This is a genomic window from Pseudomonas sp. S60, assembly GCF_016647865.1.
Lineage (GTDB): Bacteria > Pseudomonadota > Gammaproteobacteria > Pseudomonadales > Pseudomonadaceae > Aquipseudomonas > Aquipseudomonas parafulva.
Genome location: NZ_JACVVH010000008.1, coordinates 22,065 through 34,865 on the forward strand (window position 1 = coordinate 22,065; position 12,801 = coordinate 34,865).

Sequence of the window (12,801 nt, forward strand, 5' to 3'; positions counted from 1 at the left end):
GGAAACTGACATGCAACTTAATGTAAATGACGCTCAGGCGATCGAAGTTTCCGAACTGACTTTCGGTGGCGAATTCAACGAGACGCTGGTACACCAAGCAGTCGTGGCCTATATGGCCGGCGGCCGTCAGGGCACCAAGCAGCAAAAGACCCGTTCCGACGTGGCTGGTGGCGGTAAGCGCCCATGGCGTCAGAAGGGTACTGGCCGTGCTCGTGCTGGTACCACTCGTGGTCCGATCTGGCGTGGCGGTGGTGTTACCTTCGCAGCTCGCCCTCAAGATCACTCGCAGAAGCTCAACAAGAAGATGTATCGCGCTGCCCTGCGCTCCATCCTCGCTGAGCTGGTGCGTAGCGACCGTCTGGTCGTGGTTCAGGACTTCGCTGTTGAAGCACCAAAAACCAAAGATCTGCTGAACAAGCTGAACGGCATGGGTCTGAGCGATGTGTTGATCGTTTCCGACGCTGTTGATCAGAACCTGTACCTGGCTGCTCGTAACCTGCCGCACGTCGATGTACGTGACGTACAAGGTTCCGACCCGGTCAGTCTGATCGCATACGAGAAAGTGTTGATCACTGTCTCGGCCGTGAAGAAATTCGAGGAGCTGCTGGGATGAACCAGGAACGCGTATTTAAAGTCCTCCTTGGCCCGCACGTTTCCGAGAAGGCTACCGTTCTGGCTGAGAAAAAAGGCCAGTTCGTATTCAAGGTTGCTACCGATGCAACCAAGCTGGAAATCAAGAAAGCTGTCGAAGGCCTGTTCAACGTAAAAGTTGAAAACGTGTCGACTGTTAACGTTCTGGGTAAAACCAAGCGTACCGCACGTGGTCTGGGCAAGCGTAATGACTGGAAGAAGGCGATCGTCTCCCTTCAGCCAGGCCAAGATCTCGATTTCAGCAGCAGTGCTGAGTAAGGAAGGGGTGCATCATGGCAATCGTTAAATGCAAACCGACTTCCCCTGGCCGCCGTTTCGTGGTCAAGGTGGTCAACAAGGAGCTGCACAAAGGCGCTCCTCACGCACCGCTGCTCGAGAAGAAATCGAAGTCTGGTGGTCGTAACAACAATGGCCGTATTACCACGCGTCACGTAGGTGGTGGTCATAAGCAGCATTACCGTCTGGTCGACTTCCGTCGCAACGACAAAGATGGCATCCCCGCCACTGTCGAGCGTATCGAATACGATCCAAACCGTACTGCTCACATCGCCCTGCTGTGCTACGCAGACGGTGAGCGTCGCTACATCATCGCCCCTAAAGGCGTGAGCGCTGGCGACCAGCTGATCGCAGGTGCACTGGCCCCAATCAAGGCCGGTAACTCCCTGCAGCTGCGCAACATTCCAGTAGGTAGCACCATTCACGGCATCGAACTGAAGCCGGGTAAAGGTGCACAGATCGCTCGTTCCGCTGGTGCCTCGGCTCAGCTGATCGCTCGCGAAGGTGTCTACGTGACCCTGCGTCTGCGCTCTGGTGAAATGCGTAAAGTCCTGGCTGAGTGCCGTGCGACCCTGGGCGAAGTCTCGAACTCCGAGCACAGCCTGCGTTCGCTGGGTAAAGCTGGTGCCAAACGCTGGCGCGGCGTTCGCCCAACCGTTCGTGGTGTTGCCATGAACCCGGTTGACCACCCACACGGTGGTGGTGAAGGTCGTACCTCCGGTGGTCGTCATCCGGTATCGCCATGGGGCTTCCCAACCAAGGGTGCTAAAACCCGTGGTAATAAGCGTACCGACAACATGATCGTCCGTCGTCGCAAGTAACTAGAGGGATACGACAGTGCCACGTTCTCTGAAAAAAGGTCCTTTTATCGATCTTCACCTCTTGAAGAAGATCGAAGTGGCGGTGGAGAAGAACGATCGCAAGCCAGTTAAAACCTGGTCGCGCCGTTCGATGATCCTGCCACAAATGGTCGGTCTGACCATCGCCGTACACAACGGTCGTCAACACGTCCCCGTTCTGGTGAACGAAGACATGGTCGGCCACAAACTGGGCGAGTTCGCCGGTACCCGCACCTACCGCGGGCACGTGGCTGACAAGAAAGCCAAGCGTTAAGGGGTAAGGAAATGGAAGTAGCCGCTAAGTTGTCGGGCGCTCGCATCTCCGCCCAGAAAGCCCGCTTGGTCGCCGACCAGATCCGCGGGAAGAAGGTGGGCGAAGCGCTCAACCTGTTGGCCTTCAGCAGCAAAAAAGCCGCTGAAATCATGAAGAAAGTCCTCGAGTCGGCCGTAGCCAACGCCGAACACAACGAAGGCGCAGACGTTGATGACCTGAAGGTCTCCACCGTTTTCGTCAACGAAGGGCGTTCGCTGAAGCGCATCATGCCACGTGCCAAAGGCCGTGCTGATCGCATCGTCAAGCGGTCTTGCCATATCACTGTCAAGGTTGCGGACAAGTAACGGAGTCGATCAGATGGGTCAGAAAGTACATCCCACTGGCATTCGCCTGGGAATCGTCAAGGAGCACACCTCCGTCTGGTACGCAGACGGTGCTACTTACGCAGATTACCTGTTGAAGGATCTGAAAACGCGTGAGTACCTCCACGACAAACTAAAAAGCGCGTCCGTAAGCCGTATCGATATTCATCGTCCGGCTCAAACTGCACGCATCACCATCCACACCGCTCGTCCCGGTATCGTTATCGGCAAGAAGGGTGAGGATGTCGAGAAGCTGCGTCAGGACCTGACCAAGCAGATGGGTGTGCCTGTGCACATCAACATCGAAGAGATCCGCAAGCCGGAACTCGACGCCATGCTGGTTGCGCAAAGCGTAGCTCAGCAGCTGGAACGCCGCGTAATGTTCCGTCGCGCCATGAAGCGCGCCGTGCAGAACGCCATGCGTATTGGTGCCAAGGGCATCAAGATCCAGGTGAGCGGTCGTCTCGGCGGCGCTGAGATTGCTCGTACCGAGTGGTATCGCGAAGGTCGTGTGCCTCTGCACACCCTGCGTGCCGATATCGACTACAACACCTACGAAGCTCACACCACTTACGGTGTGATCGGTGTGAAGGTTTGGATCTTCAAAGGCGAAGTAATTGGTGGTCGCCAAGAAGAACTGAAACCACAAGCACCAGCGCCTCGTAAAAAAGCTGCTAAGTAAGGGGTACGCCAAATGTTGCAACCAAAGCGTACAAAATTCCGCAAGCAGATGACTGGCCACAACCGTGGTCTGGCGCTGCGCGGTAGCAAAGTCAGCTTCGGCGAATTCGCCCTGAAAGCTGTTGCTCGCGGTCGCCTCACCGCTCGCCAGATCGAGTCCGCACGTCGTGCGCTGACCCGTCACGTAAAACGTGGCGGCAAGATCTGGATCCGTGTGTTCCCGGACAAGCCGATCTCCAAAAAGCCTCTTGAGGTTCGTATGGGTAAAGGTAAGGGTTCCGTGGAGTACTGGGTTGCCCAGATCCAGCCAGGTAAAGTCCTGTACGAGATCGAGGGTGTTTCTGAAGAGCTGGCGCGCGAAGCTTTCGCCCTGGCTGCTGCAAAGCTGCCTCTCGCCACCTCCTTTGTTAAGCGGACGGTGATGTGATGAAAGCGAATGAACTTCGTGAAAAATCGGCACAGCAGCTGAACGAGCAACTGCTCGGCTTGCTGCGCGACCAGTTCAATCTGCGCATGCAGAAAGCAACTGGCCAGTTGGGGCAGTCGCACCTGCTCTCGCAAGTTAAGCGTGACATCGCTCGCGTGAAAACTGTGCTCAACCAGCAGGCAGGTAAGTGATCATGGCTGAAGCTGAAAAAACCGTCCGTACGCTGACTGGCCGTGTCGTCAGCGACAAAATGGACAAGACCATCACCGTTCTGATCGAGCGTCGCGTCAAGCACCCGATCTACGGTAAATACGTTAAGCGTTCGACTAAGCTGCACGCGCACGACGAAACTAACCAGTGCAAAATCGGCGACAAGGTTTCCATTACCGAAACCCGTCCGCTGGCCAAGACCAAGTCCTGGGCACTGGTTGAAGTCCTCGAACGCGCTGTTGAAGTCTAAGGGCTAAGGGTCGGAGAAATTTTATGATTCAGACTCAATCCATGCTCGATGTGGCCGATAACAGCGGCGCTCGTCGCGTCATGTGCATCAAGGTGCTCGGCGGTTCGCACCGTCGTTACGCCGGCATCGGTGACATCATCAAAGTTACCGTCAAGGAAGCGATTCCGCGCGGTAAGGTCAAAAAAGGCCAGGTGATGACCGCTGTTGTTGTGCGCACCCGTCACGGTGTTCGTCGCGCCGACGGTTCCATCATTCGTTTCGACGGCAACGCTGCTGTTCTGCTGAACAACAAGCAAGAGCCGATCGGCACTCGCATCTTCGGGCCAGTGACCCGTGAACTTCGTACCGAGAAGTTCATGAAGATCGTCTCGCTCGCCCCTGAAGTGCTGTAAGGAGATCCGACATGCAAAAGATTCGTCGTGACGACGAGATCATCGTGATCGCCGGCAAAGACAAAGGTAAGCGCGGTAAGGTGCTGAAGGTTCTCGCTGACGACCGTCTGGTCATCGGTGGCGTGAACCTGGTCAAGCGTCATACCAAGCCTAACCCGATGGCGGGCGTTCAGGGCGGTATCGTCGAGAAAGAAGCGCCTCTGCACGCTTCCAACGTTGCCATCTTCAACGGTGAAACCAACAAGGCTGACCGCGTTGGTTTCAAAGTAGAAGACGGTAAGAAAATTCGTGTCTTCAAGTCGACCCAAAAAGCGGTTGATGCTTGAACACTGCTAGGTAGAAGACCATGGCACGACTGAAAGAGATTTACCGGAACGAAATCGCTCCTAAGCTTAAGGAAGAACTTAAGCTGTCGAACGTGATGGAAGTTCCGCGCGTTACCAAAATCACCCTGAACATGGGTCTGGGCGAAGCCATCGGTGACAAGAAAGTCATCGAGCACGCTGTTGCCGACCTGGAAAAGATCACCGGTCAAAAGCCGGTTGTGACCTTCGCTCGCAAATCCATCGCTGGCTTCAAAGTCCGCGAAGGCTGGCCGATCGGTGTCAAGGTGACCCTGCGTAGCGACAAGATGTACGAATTCCTGGACCGCCTGCTGGCGATCTCCCTGCCTCGGGTTCGCGACTTCCGCGGCCTGAATGCCAAGTCCTTCGATGGCCGTGGCAACTACAGCATGGGCGTGAAAGAGCAGATCATCTTCCCGGAAATCGATTACGACAAGATCGATGCTCTGCGCGGTTTGGACATCACCCTGACCACCACTGCTCGTTCGGACGACGAAGGCCGCGCTCTGCTGCGTGCTTTCAAGTTCCCGTTCCGCAACTGATTGGAGTAGGAAAATGGCCAAGAAGAGCATGAAAAACCGCGAGCTGAAGCGTCAGCTCACGGTAGCCAAGTACGCTAAAAAGCGTGCCGAGCTGAAAGCGACCATCGTCAACCTGAACGCTTCTCCTGAAGAGCGTTTCGCTGCCGTTGTCGCGCTGCAGAAGCAACCGCGTGATGCCAGCGCTGCCCGCCTGCGCAACCGTTGCCGCCTGACCGGTCGTCCTCACGGTGTATACCGTAAGTTCGGCCTGGGCCGTAACATGCTGCGTCAAGCTGCAATGCGTGGTGACGTACCAGGTCTGGTCAAGGCCTCCTGGTAAGCACTGCTGGTGTGGTCCCAGTGGAAGGGGAGCAATCTTCCGACCGCCGGTGACCTCGCCCACAAACAAGCCCCTCTATGGGGCTTGTTTCGTTTCTGCGTTGTGTCTAGAATGACCGGCTCACCTGGGCCTGGGTACTTTACCCTGCCTGCTCAGGTGGTTGTGATAGCCGCAAGGCTAATAATTCTTGTATCAGGAGCATCTAGCCCATGAGTATGCAGGACCCGTTAGCGGACATGCTAACTCGCATCCGTAATGCCCAGATGGCTGAAAAGTCCGTCGTAAGCATGCCTTCTTCTACCCTGAAGGTCGCGGTTGCCAAAGTTCTGAAGGACGAAGGTTACATCGCCGGCTACCAGGTAACTGGTGAGGCCAAGCCTTCCTTGTCGATCGAACTGAAGTACTTCGAAGGCCGTCCGGTCATCGAGGAACTGAAGCGCTCCAGCCGTCCAGGCCTGCGCCAGTACAAGTCCGTCACAGACCTGCCGAAAGTACGTGGCGGTTTGGGCGTGTCTATCGTCTCCACCAACAAAGGTGTGATGACTGATCGCGCTGCGCGCGCTGCCGGTGTCGGCGGCGAAGTTCTGTGCACAGTGTTCTAAGGGGAGATAGGCATGTCTCGCGTCGCTAAGAACCCCGTTAAGCTGCCATCAGGCGTCGAAGTCAAATTCGCCGGCCAGCAGCTTTCGGTGAAGGGTGCCAAGGGCACTCTCGAACTGAACGTTCACTCGTCTGTTGAAGTTACCGAAGAGTCTGGCGAGCTGCGTTTCGTCGCTCGCAACGGTGATCAGCAAGCTCGCGCCATGGCCGGTACCACCCGCGCTCTGGTGAACAACATGGTCCAGGGCGTAAGCCAAGGCTTCGAGCGCAAGCTCCAGCTGGTCGGTGTTGGTTACAAGGCACAGGCAAAGGGCACCGTCCTGAACTTGGCTCTGGGCTTCTCGCATCCAGTGGACTACGAACTGCCAGCCGGTATCACCGCTGAAACCCCAAGCCAGACCGACATCCTGATCAAGGGTATCGACAAGCAGCTGGTGGGTCAGGTGGCCGCTGAAATCCGCGATTTCCGTCCGCCAGAGCCTTACAAAGGTAAAGGTGTGCGTTACGCGGACGAAGTAGTCCGTCGTAAAGAAGCCAAGAAGAAGTAGGGCCTAGCAAATGACCGACAAAAAAGTTACTCGACTGCGTCGCGCTCGCAAAGCACGCCTCAAGATGCACGAACTCGAAGTCGTGCGCCTGTGCGTGTTCCGCTCCTCGCAGCACATCTATGCCCAGGTCATTTCGGCCGACGGCAGCAAGGTTCTGGCAAGTGCCTCGACCTTGGACAAAGAACTGCGTGATGGCGCCACTGGCAACATCGACGCGGCCACTAAGGTTGGCAAGCTGGTAGCTGAGCGTGCGAAAGCCGCCGGTGTATCTCAAGTTGCCTTTGACCGTTCTGGCTTCAAGTACCATGGCCGCGTCAAAGCGCTGGCTGATGCTGCTCGTGAAGGCGGGCTGGAGTTCTAAGTTATGGCAAATAACGATCAAAAGCGCGACGAAGGCTACATCGAGAAGCTGGTTCAAGTTAACCGCGTTGCCAAAACCGTAAAAGGCGGCCGTATCTTCACCTTCACCGCGCTGACCGTGGTAGGTGATGGTAAAGGTCGTGTTGGCTTCGGCCGTGGCAAATCGCGCGAAGTACCTGCTGCGATCCAGAAAGCCATGGAAGCTGCTCGCCGCAACATGATCCAGGTTGACCTGAAGGGCACCACCCTGCAGTACGCCACCAAGGCTGCCCACGGCGCCTCGAAGGTTTACATGCAGCCTGCTTCGGAAGGTACCGGTATCATCGCCGGTGGCGCAATGCGTGCTGTCCTGGAAGTTGCTGGTGTTCAGAACGTTCTGGCCAAGTGCTACGGTTCGACCAACCCAGTGAACGTGGTTTACGCCACCTTCAAGGGTCTGAAAGCCATGCAATCTCCTGAATCCATTGCTGCCAAGCGCGGCAAGAGCGTCGAGGAGATCTTCTGATCATGGCAACCGTAAAAGTAACGCTGATCAAGAGCACCGCCGGCCGCCTGCCTAACCACATCCTGTGTGTTAAAGGCCTGGGCCTGCGTCGCATCGGTCACACTGTAGAAGTCCAGGATACTCCCGAGAACCGCGGGATGATCAACAAGGCTTACTACATGCTGAAGGTCGAGGGTTAATCGATGAAACTCAATGATCTGAGTCCAGCGCCGGGTTCCCGTCGCGAGAAGCATCGTCCGGGTCGTGGTATCGGTAGCGGTTTGGGCAAGACTGGTGGCCGTGGTCACAAAGGTCAGACCTCCCGTTCCGGTGGCACCATCGCTCCGGGCTTCGAAGGCGGTCAACAGCCGCTGCACCGTCGTCTGCCGAAATTCGGCTTCGTTTCCCTGAAAGCCATGGACCGCGCAGAAGTGCGTCTGTCCGAGCTGGCCAAGGTGGAAGGCGACGTGGTTTCCGTGCAGTCCCTGAAGGATGCCAACGTGATTGGCCAGAACGTTCAGCGTGTGAAAATCATGCTGTCTGGCGAAGTCACTCGCGCAGTTACCATCAAGGGCATCGCAGCCACCAAGGGTGCGCGTGCGGCTATCGAAGCAGCTGGCGGCAAGTTCGAGGAATAAATGGCTAAGCAAGGTGCTCTCTCTTCGCTCGGTAAGGGCGGGATGTCGGAACTCTGGGCTCGTCTGCGCTTTCTGTTCATGGCGATCATCGTCTATCGGATAGGTGCGCATATCCCGGTTCCTGGCATCAATCCAGACCGGCTGGCGGATCTGTTTCGGCAGAATGAGGGGACCATTCTTAGCTTGTTCAACATGTTTTCCGGTGGCGCGCTTGAGCGCATGAGCATCTTTGCACTGGGGATCATGCCGTACATTTCGGCATCGATCATCATGCAGCTGATGACTGCGGTCAGCCCGCAACTGGAGCAGTTGAAGAAGGAAGGTGAAGCTGGCCGTCGCAAGATCAGCCAGTACACCCGCTACGGCACCGTTATCCTGGCGCTGGTACAAGCCATTGGCATGTCCATTGGCCTGGCCAACCAGGGCGTGGCGTTTTCTGTAGGCCTGGGCTTCCATGTCGTCGCCGTCTCCACGTTTGTGGCGGGCGCGATGTTCATGATGTGGCTGGGCGAGCAGATCACCGAGCGCGGTGTGGGCAACGGTATCTCGATGTTGATCTTCGCAGGTATCGTTGCCGGTCTTCCGAGAGCAATCGGGCAGTCTTTCGAGTCTGCGCGCACAGGCGATATCAACATCTTCGCCCTGGTCGCTATCGGTTTGCTGGCAGTAGCGATTATCGGTTTCGTGGTGTTCATTGAGCGTGGTCAGCGGCGCATCGCCGTTCATTACGCCAAGCGTCAGCAGGGCCGCAAGGTCTTCGCTGCGCAGACCAGCCACTTGCCGCTGAAAGTGAACATGGCGGGGGTTATCCCGGCCATCTTCGCGAGCAGCATTCTGCTGTTCCCGGCTTCGCTGGGTGCCTGGTTCGGTCAGTCCGAAGGTATGGGCTGGCTGCAGGACATCTCGCAGTCGATCGCTCCTGGTCAGCCGTTGAACATTTTGCTGTTTAGTGCAGGGATCATTTTCTTCTGCTTCTTCTACACAGCGCTGATGTTCAACCCGAAAGACGTAGCGGAAAACCTGAAGAAGTCCGGTGCCTTTATTCCGGGTATCCGTCCTGGTGAGCAGTCGGCGCGCTACATTGATGGCGTTCTGACCCGTTTGACCATGTTCGGTGCTCTTTACATGATGGCCGTCTGCCTTCTGCCCCAGTTCCTGGTGGTGGCAGCAAATGTGCCGTTCTACCTTGGCGGGACCTCGTTGCTGATTGTGGTAGTGGTTGTGATGGACTTCATGTCCCAAGTACAATCGCACCTCGTTTCGCACCAGTACGAATCCCTGATGAAGAAAGCCAACCTGAAAGGCTACGGTGGCAGCGGTTTGCTGCGCTGATACGCCCCTAAGGTTCGAGGAGTCGGTAATGAAAGTTCGTGCATCGGTGAAAAAGCTGTGCCGCAACTGCAAGATCATCCGTCGCGCAGGCGTCGTACGAGTGATCTGCAGCGCAGAACCGCGTCACAAACAGCGCCAAGGCTGAGTGTGACCTGTGCTTCAAACCCAGCAGCTAGTGTGCTGCTGGGTTGATTATTCGTTTCTACAGCGATATTATCTCGCGCCCTATTTCTTGGCTTCCGGGGCGTAGGTAGCTGTCAATTGGAGTCCCACTGAATGGCCCGTATTGCAGGCGTTAACATTCCAGATAACAAGCATGCTGTTATCTCGCTGACCTACATCTATGGTGTTGGTCGCACCACTGCACAGAAAATCTGTGCAGACGCTGGCGTAAACCCAGCCGCAAAGATCAAGGATCTGAGCGACGAGCAAATCGAAACCCTGCGTGGCGAAGTTGCGAAGTTCACCACCGAAGGTGACCTGCGTCGTGACATCAACATGAAGATCAAGCGCTTGATGGACCTGGGTTGCTACCGCGGCCTGCGTCATCGTAAAGGTCTGCCGGTTCGCGGTCAGCGCACCAAGACCAACGCACGCACCCGTAAGGGCCCGCGTAAGCCGATCCGCAAGTAATCGCCCAGGAATATAGACATGGCAAAACCTGCTGCTCGTCCTCGTAAGAAAGTCAAAAAGACAGTGGTTGATGGCATCGCCCACATCCATGCGTCTTTCAACAACACCATCGTGACCATCACCGACCGTCAGGGCAATGCTTTGTCCTGGGCGACCTCCGGTGGTTCGGGTTTCCGTGGTTCGCGCAAATCCACCCCGTTCGCAGCTCAGATTGCTGCCGAGCGTGCTGGTCAAGCTGCGCTGGAATACGGTCTGAAGAACCTCGACGTTAACGTCAAGGGTCCAGGTCCAGGTCGTGAGTCCGCCGTTCGTGCATTGAACAGCTGCGGCTACAAGATCGCCAGCATCACCGACGTGACGCCAATCCCGCATAACGGGTGCCGTCCGCCGAAGAAGCGTCGCGTGTAATCAGGAGACAGATAAATGGCACGTTACATTGGTCCAAAATGCAAACTGTCTCGCCGTGAAGGCACTGACCTTTTCCTGAAGAGCGGCGTTCGCGCTCTGGAATCGAAGTGCAACATCGAAGCAGCCCCAGGTATCCACGGCCAGCGCCGTGGCCGTCAGTCCGACTACGGTACCCAGCTGCGCGAGAAACAGAAAGTTCGTCGTATCTACGGTGTACTGGAGCGTCAGTTCCGCGGTTACTACCAGGCTGCAGCCTCGAAAAAAGGCGCAACCGGTGAGAACCTGCTGCAACTGCTCGAGTGCCGCCTGGATAACGTCGTTTACCGTATGGGCTTCGGCTCGACTCGTTCCGAGTCCCGTCAGCTGGTTTCGCACAAAGCGATCACCGTCAACGGTAAAACTGTAAACATTCCATCCTACCAAGTTCGTCCGGGTGACGTGGTCGCGGTTCGTGAGAAGTCGCTGAACCAGCTGCGCATTGTTCAAGCCCTTGAACTGTGCGCCCAGCGTGGCCGCGTTGAGTGGGTTGATGTGGATGCTGCTAAAAAGTCGGGCGTTTTCAAGAACGTTCCTGCTCGCAGCGACCTGTCTGCCGACATCAACGAAAACCTGATTGTCGAGCTCTACTCCAAGTAAGGGCTAGAAAATAGGTGCATCCATGCAGATTTCGGTAAATGAGTTCCTGACTCCCCGCCATATTGATGTGCAGGTAGTCAGTCCGACCCGCGCCAAGATCACGCTCGAGCCTCTCGAGCGTGGCTTCGGCCATACCCTGGGCAACGCGCTGCGCCGCATCCTGTTGTCCTCCATGCCTGGCTGTGCAGTAGTCGAGGCCGAGATCGATGGCGTACTCCATGAGTACTCCGCGATCGAAGGTGTACAGGAAGATGTCATTGAAATCCTGTTGAACCTGAAAGGCCTGGCTCTCAAACTGCACGGTCGTGACGAAGTTACGCTGACCTTGTCGAAAAAGGGTTCGGGGGTGGTTACCGCTGCCGATATTCAGCTGGATCACGATGTCGAGATCGTCAACCCCGATCACGTAATCGCGAACCTGGCGTCTAATGGCGCCCTGAACATGAAGCTCACTGTAGCTCGTGGTCGCGGTTACGAGCCGGCCGACTCCCGTCAGACCGACGAAGACGAAAGCCGTAGCATTGGCCGTCTGCAGTTGGACGCCTCCTTCAGCCCGGTGCGTCGTATCGCCTATGTGGTCGAGAACGCCCGTGTTGAACAGCGTACCAACCTGGACAAGCTGGTCATTGATCTGGAAACCAACGGCACCCTGGATCCTGAAGAGGCTATCCGCCGCGCTGCGACCATCCTGCAACAGCAGCTGGCCGCGTTCGTCGACCTCAAGGGTGACAGCGAGCCTGTCGTAGTCGAGCAGGAAGACGAGATCGATCCGATCCTGCTGCGCCCGGTTGACGACCTGGAACTGACTGTACGTTCGGCCAACTGCCTGAAGGCGGAGAACATCTACTACATCGGCGACCTGATTCAGCGTACCGAAGTAGAGCTGTTGAAAACTCCTAACCTCGGCAAGAAGTCCCTGACCGAAATCAAGGACGTCCTGGCCTCTCGTGGTCTGTCTCTCGGCATGCGCCTCGACAACTGGCCGCCTGCAAGTCTTAAGAAAGACGACAAGGCGACCGCCTGATCGTCGTAATCACCGAACGTAGTGTTTGGTAAGGAATGAATCATGCGTCATCGTAAAAGTGGACGTCACCTGAGCCGTACCAGCTCTCACCGCAAGGCTATGTTCCAGAACATGGCAGTGTCGCTGATCGAGCACGAGCTGATCAAAACCACCCTGCCGAAAGCCAAGGAACTGCGTCGCGTTGCCGAGCCGCTGATCACCCTGGCCAAGGAAGACAGCGTTGCTAACCGTCGTCTGGCCTTCGACCGTACCCGTTCGAAGTCCGCTGTTGGCAAACTGTTCAACGATCTGGGCAAGCGCTACGCCACCCGTCAGGGCGGCTACCTGCGCATCCTGAAGTGCGGTTTCCGCGCTGGCGACAACGCGCCTATGGCGTACGTCGAGCTGGTTGATCGTCCAGTCGGTGGTGCTGTAGAAGCTGCCGAGTAAGACGTTCTGTCTGCTACAAGAAACCGGGCCTAGTGCCCGGTTTTTTGTGCTCGCTAAAATTGTCTTTTTCTATTGATATGAATCAGTTAATGAATTTGGTTTAAGGCTGCCGCTCGTCGATACTCTCCCTCAAGCCGATCCA

General features: G+C 56.4%; 26 protein-coding genes. All 26 read left to right on the forward strand.

What is annotated here, in order from left to right; translation table 11 throughout:
- Positions 1-10 precede the first annotated feature (10 nt).
- The 26 genes from rplD (at position 11) to rplQ (ending at position 12,659) form a co-directional block, all read left to right on the forward strand.
- Positions 11-613, forward strand: coding sequence for a 50S ribosomal protein L4 (gene rplD / locus IAE33_RS05935; protein WP_003255485.1), 603 nt, complete (start codon positions 11-13; stop codon positions 611-613).
- The gene (gene rplW / locus IAE33_RS05940; RefSeq protein WP_003255484.1) at positions 610-909 is read left to right on the forward strand and encodes a 50S ribosomal protein L23; all 300 of its coding nucleotides are present in this window, start codon (positions 610-612) and stop codon (positions 907-909) included. The genes rplD and rplW overlap by 4 nt, the downstream gene beginning before the upstream one ends.
- Before the next feature lie 14 nt (positions 910-923).
- Positions 924-1,748, forward strand: coding sequence for a 50S ribosomal protein L2 (gene rplB, locus IAE33_RS05945; RefSeq protein WP_027915105.1), 825 nt, complete (start codon positions 924-926; stop codon positions 1,746-1,748).
- A 16-nt stretch (positions 1,749-1,764) separates the two neighbouring features.
- Complete coding sequence (gene rpsS / locus IAE33_RS05950) at positions 1,765-2,040, forward strand: 30S ribosomal protein S19 (RefSeq protein ID WP_010486981.1); 276 nt, start codon at positions 1,765-1,767, stop codon at positions 2,038-2,040.
- 11 nt (positions 2,041-2,051) lie between these two features.
- On the forward strand, positions 2,052-2,384 hold the full coding sequence (gene rplV / locus IAE33_RS05955; protein WP_003103908.1) for a 50S ribosomal protein L22: 333 nt from the start codon (positions 2,052-2,054) through the stop codon (positions 2,382-2,384).
- Between the two features lie 13 nt (positions 2,385-2,397).
- Positions 2,398-3,084 carry a 30S ribosomal protein S3 gene (gene rpsC, locus IAE33_RS05960; RefSeq protein WP_023535026.1) on the forward strand — a complete coding sequence of 229 codons (687 nt, stop codon included), beginning with the start codon at positions 2,398-2,400 and terminating at the stop codon, positions 3,082-3,084.
- Positions 3,085-3,096: 12 nt separating this feature from the next.
- Positions 3,097-3,510, forward strand: coding sequence for a 50S ribosomal protein L16 (gene rplP, locus IAE33_RS05965; protein WP_003255479.1), 414 nt, complete (start codon positions 3,097-3,099; stop codon positions 3,508-3,510).
- Positions 3,510-3,701: a 50S ribosomal protein L29 gene (rpmC, locus tag IAE33_RS05970; protein WP_002555481.1), complete on the forward strand. Its 192-nt coding sequence runs from the start codon at positions 3,510-3,512 to the stop codon at positions 3,699-3,701. Before rplP ends, rpmC begins: the two co-directional genes overlap by 1 nt.
- 2 nt (positions 3,702-3,703) lie before the next feature.
- Entirely contained in the window at positions 3,704-3,970 is a 267-nt protein-coding gene (rpsQ, locus tag IAE33_RS05975; protein ID WP_023534981.1) for a 30S ribosomal protein S17, read from the forward strand.
- 23 nt (positions 3,971-3,993) lie between these two features.
- Complete coding sequence (gene rplN / locus IAE33_RS05980; RefSeq protein ID WP_002555479.1) at positions 3,994-4,362, forward strand: 50S ribosomal protein L14; 369 nt, start codon at positions 3,994-3,996, stop codon at positions 4,360-4,362.
- 11 nt (positions 4,363-4,373) lie between these two features.
- Positions 4,374-4,688 carry a 50S ribosomal protein L24 gene (rplX, locus tag IAE33_RS05985; protein WP_003255476.1) on the forward strand — a complete coding sequence of 105 codons (315 nt, stop codon included), beginning with the start codon at positions 4,374-4,376 and terminating at the stop codon, positions 4,686-4,688.
- Positions 4,689-4,708: 20 nt separating this feature from the next.
- Entirely contained in the window at positions 4,709-5,248 is a 540-nt protein-coding gene (gene rplE, locus IAE33_RS05990; protein WP_003255474.1) for a 50S ribosomal protein L5, read from the forward strand.
- A gap of 13 nt (positions 5,249-5,261) precedes the next feature.
- On the forward strand, positions 5,262-5,567 hold the full coding sequence (gene rpsN / locus IAE33_RS05995) for a 30S ribosomal protein S14 (RefSeq protein WP_009397499.1): 306 nt from the start codon (positions 5,262-5,264) through the stop codon (positions 5,565-5,567).
- A 209-nt stretch (positions 5,568-5,776) separates the two neighbouring features.
- On the forward strand, positions 5,777-6,169 hold the full coding sequence (gene rpsH, locus IAE33_RS06000) for a 30S ribosomal protein S8 (RefSeq protein WP_008089805.1): 393 nt from the start codon (positions 5,777-5,779) through the stop codon (positions 6,167-6,169).
- A 12-nt stretch (positions 6,170-6,181) separates the two neighbouring features.
- On the forward strand, positions 6,182-6,715 hold the full coding sequence (gene rplF, locus IAE33_RS06005; protein WP_003255469.1) for a 50S ribosomal protein L6: 534 nt from the start codon (positions 6,182-6,184) through the stop codon (positions 6,713-6,715).
- 10 nt (positions 6,716-6,725) lie between these two features.
- On the forward strand, positions 6,726-7,076 hold the full coding sequence (gene rplR / locus IAE33_RS06010; RefSeq protein WP_009397496.1) for a 50S ribosomal protein L18: 351 nt from the start codon (positions 6,726-6,728) through the stop codon (positions 7,074-7,076).
- 3 nt (positions 7,077-7,079) lie between these two features.
- Positions 7,080-7,580, forward strand: coding sequence for a 30S ribosomal protein S5 (gene rpsE / locus IAE33_RS06015; protein ID WP_003255465.1), 501 nt, complete (start codon positions 7,080-7,082; stop codon positions 7,578-7,580).
- Positions 7,581-7,582: 2 nt separating this feature from the next.
- A complete protein-coding gene (rpmD, locus tag IAE33_RS06020; protein ID WP_023535007.1) occupies positions 7,583-7,759 on the forward strand; it encodes a 50S ribosomal protein L30 in 177 nt (58 codons plus the stop codon).
- Between the two features lie 3 nt (positions 7,760-7,762).
- On the forward strand, positions 7,763-8,197 hold the full coding sequence (gene rplO, locus IAE33_RS06025; RefSeq protein ID WP_028633079.1) for a 50S ribosomal protein L15: 435 nt from the start codon (positions 7,763-7,765) through the stop codon (positions 8,195-8,197).
- A complete protein-coding gene (secY, locus tag IAE33_RS06030) occupies positions 8,198-9,529 on the forward strand; it encodes a preprotein translocase subunit SecY (protein WP_003257108.1) in 1,332 nt (443 codons plus the stop codon).
- A 28-nt stretch (positions 9,530-9,557) separates the two neighbouring features.
- On the forward strand, positions 9,558-9,674 hold the full coding sequence (gene rpmJ, locus IAE33_RS06035; RefSeq protein WP_201162780.1) for a 50S ribosomal protein L36: 117 nt from the start codon (positions 9,558-9,560) through the stop codon (positions 9,672-9,674).
- A 131-nt stretch (positions 9,675-9,805) separates the two neighbouring features.
- Positions 9,806-10,162 carry a 30S ribosomal protein S13 gene (rpsM, locus tag IAE33_RS06040; protein WP_003257112.1) on the forward strand — a complete coding sequence of 119 codons (357 nt, stop codon included), beginning with the start codon at positions 9,806-9,808 and terminating at the stop codon, positions 10,160-10,162.
- An 18-nt stretch (positions 10,163-10,180) separates the two neighbouring features.
- A complete protein-coding gene (gene rpsK, locus IAE33_RS06045; protein ID WP_003255454.1) occupies positions 10,181-10,570 on the forward strand; it encodes a 30S ribosomal protein S11 in 390 nt (129 codons plus the stop codon).
- Positions 10,571-10,585: 15 nt separating this feature from the next.
- On the forward strand, positions 10,586-11,206 hold the full coding sequence (gene rpsD / locus IAE33_RS06050; RefSeq protein ID WP_201162781.1) for a 30S ribosomal protein S4: 621 nt from the start codon (positions 10,586-10,588) through the stop codon (positions 11,204-11,206).
- A gap of 22 nt (positions 11,207-11,228) precedes the next feature.
- Positions 11,229-12,230: a DNA-directed RNA polymerase subunit alpha gene (locus IAE33_RS06055; protein WP_028633078.1), complete on the forward strand. Its 1,002-nt coding sequence runs from the start codon at positions 11,229-11,231 to the stop codon at positions 12,228-12,230.
- 42 nt (positions 12,231-12,272) lie between these two features.
- On the forward strand, positions 12,273-12,659 hold the full coding sequence (rplQ, locus tag IAE33_RS06060; RefSeq protein ID WP_003255451.1) for a 50S ribosomal protein L17: 387 nt from the start codon (positions 12,273-12,275) through the stop codon (positions 12,657-12,659).
- Positions 12,660-12,801 lie beyond the last annotated feature (142 nt).

What these genes read in the sequence shown, in the direction of transcription:
- rplD (WP_003255485.1), top strand. Translation starts at nt 11, where the DNA reads ATGCAACTTAATGTAAATGACGCTCAGGCGATCGAAGTTTCCGAACTG.
- rplW (WP_003255484.1), top strand. Translation starts at nt 610, where the DNA reads ATGAACCAGGAACGCGTATTTAAAGTCCTCCTTGGCCCGCACGTTTCC.
- rplB (WP_027915105.1), top strand. Translation starts at nt 924, where the DNA reads ATGGCAATCGTTAAATGCAAACCGACTTCCCCTGGCCGCCGTTTCGTG.
- rplV (WP_003103908.1), top strand. Translation starts at nt 2,052, where the DNA reads ATGGAAGTAGCCGCTAAGTTGTCGGGCGCTCGCATCTCCGCCCAGAAA.
- rpsC (WP_023535026.1), top strand. Translation starts at nt 2,398, where the DNA reads ATGGGTCAGAAAGTACATCCCACTGGCATTCGCCTGGGAATCGTCAAG.
- rplP (WP_003255479.1), top strand. Translation starts at nt 3,097, where the DNA reads ATGTTGCAACCAAAGCGTACAAAATTCCGCAAGCAGATGACTGGCCAC.
- rpmC (WP_002555481.1), top strand. Translation starts at nt 3,510, where the DNA reads ATGAAAGCGAATGAACTTCGTGAAAAATCGGCACAGCAGCTGAACGAG.
- rpsQ (WP_023534981.1), top strand. Translation starts at nt 3,704, where the DNA reads ATGGCTGAAGCTGAAAAAACCGTCCGTACGCTGACTGGCCGTGTCGTC.
- rplN (WP_002555479.1), top strand. Translation starts at nt 3,994, where the DNA reads ATGATTCAGACTCAATCCATGCTCGATGTGGCCGATAACAGCGGCGCT.
- rplX (WP_003255476.1), top strand. Translation starts at nt 4,374, where the DNA reads ATGCAAAAGATTCGTCGTGACGACGAGATCATCGTGATCGCCGGCAAA.
- rplE (WP_003255474.1), top strand. Translation starts at nt 4,709, where the DNA reads ATGGCACGACTGAAAGAGATTTACCGGAACGAAATCGCTCCTAAGCTT.
- rpsN (WP_009397499.1), top strand. Translation starts at nt 5,262, where the DNA reads ATGGCCAAGAAGAGCATGAAAAACCGCGAGCTGAAGCGTCAGCTCACG.
- rpsH (WP_008089805.1), top strand. Translation starts at nt 5,777, where the DNA reads ATGAGTATGCAGGACCCGTTAGCGGACATGCTAACTCGCATCCGTAAT.
- rplF (WP_003255469.1), top strand. Translation starts at nt 6,182, where the DNA reads ATGTCTCGCGTCGCTAAGAACCCCGTTAAGCTGCCATCAGGCGTCGAA.
- rplR (WP_009397496.1), top strand. Translation starts at nt 6,726, where the DNA reads ATGACCGACAAAAAAGTTACTCGACTGCGTCGCGCTCGCAAAGCACGC.
- rpsE (WP_003255465.1), top strand. Translation starts at nt 7,080, where the DNA reads ATGGCAAATAACGATCAAAAGCGCGACGAAGGCTACATCGAGAAGCTG.
- rpmD (WP_023535007.1), top strand. Translation starts at nt 7,583, where the DNA reads ATGGCAACCGTAAAAGTAACGCTGATCAAGAGCACCGCCGGCCGCCTG.
- rplO (WP_028633079.1), top strand. Translation starts at nt 7,763, where the DNA reads ATGAAACTCAATGATCTGAGTCCAGCGCCGGGTTCCCGTCGCGAGAAG.
- secY (WP_003257108.1), top strand. Translation starts at nt 8,198, where the DNA reads ATGGCTAAGCAAGGTGCTCTCTCTTCGCTCGGTAAGGGCGGGATGTCG.
- rpmJ (WP_201162780.1), top strand. Translation starts at nt 9,558, where the DNA reads ATGAAAGTTCGTGCATCGGTGAAAAAGCTGTGCCGCAACTGCAAGATC.
- rpsM (WP_003257112.1), top strand. Translation starts at nt 9,806, where the DNA reads ATGGCCCGTATTGCAGGCGTTAACATTCCAGATAACAAGCATGCTGTT.
- rpsK (WP_003255454.1), top strand. Translation starts at nt 10,181, where the DNA reads ATGGCAAAACCTGCTGCTCGTCCTCGTAAGAAAGTCAAAAAGACAGTG.
- rpsD (WP_201162781.1), top strand. Translation starts at nt 10,586, where the DNA reads ATGGCACGTTACATTGGTCCAAAATGCAAACTGTCTCGCCGTGAAGGC.
- IAE33_RS06055 (WP_028633078.1), top strand. Translation starts at nt 11,229, where the DNA reads ATGCAGATTTCGGTAAATGAGTTCCTGACTCCCCGCCATATTGATGTG.
- rplQ (WP_003255451.1), top strand. Translation starts at nt 12,273, where the DNA reads ATGCGTCATCGTAAAAGTGGACGTCACCTGAGCCGTACCAGCTCTCAC.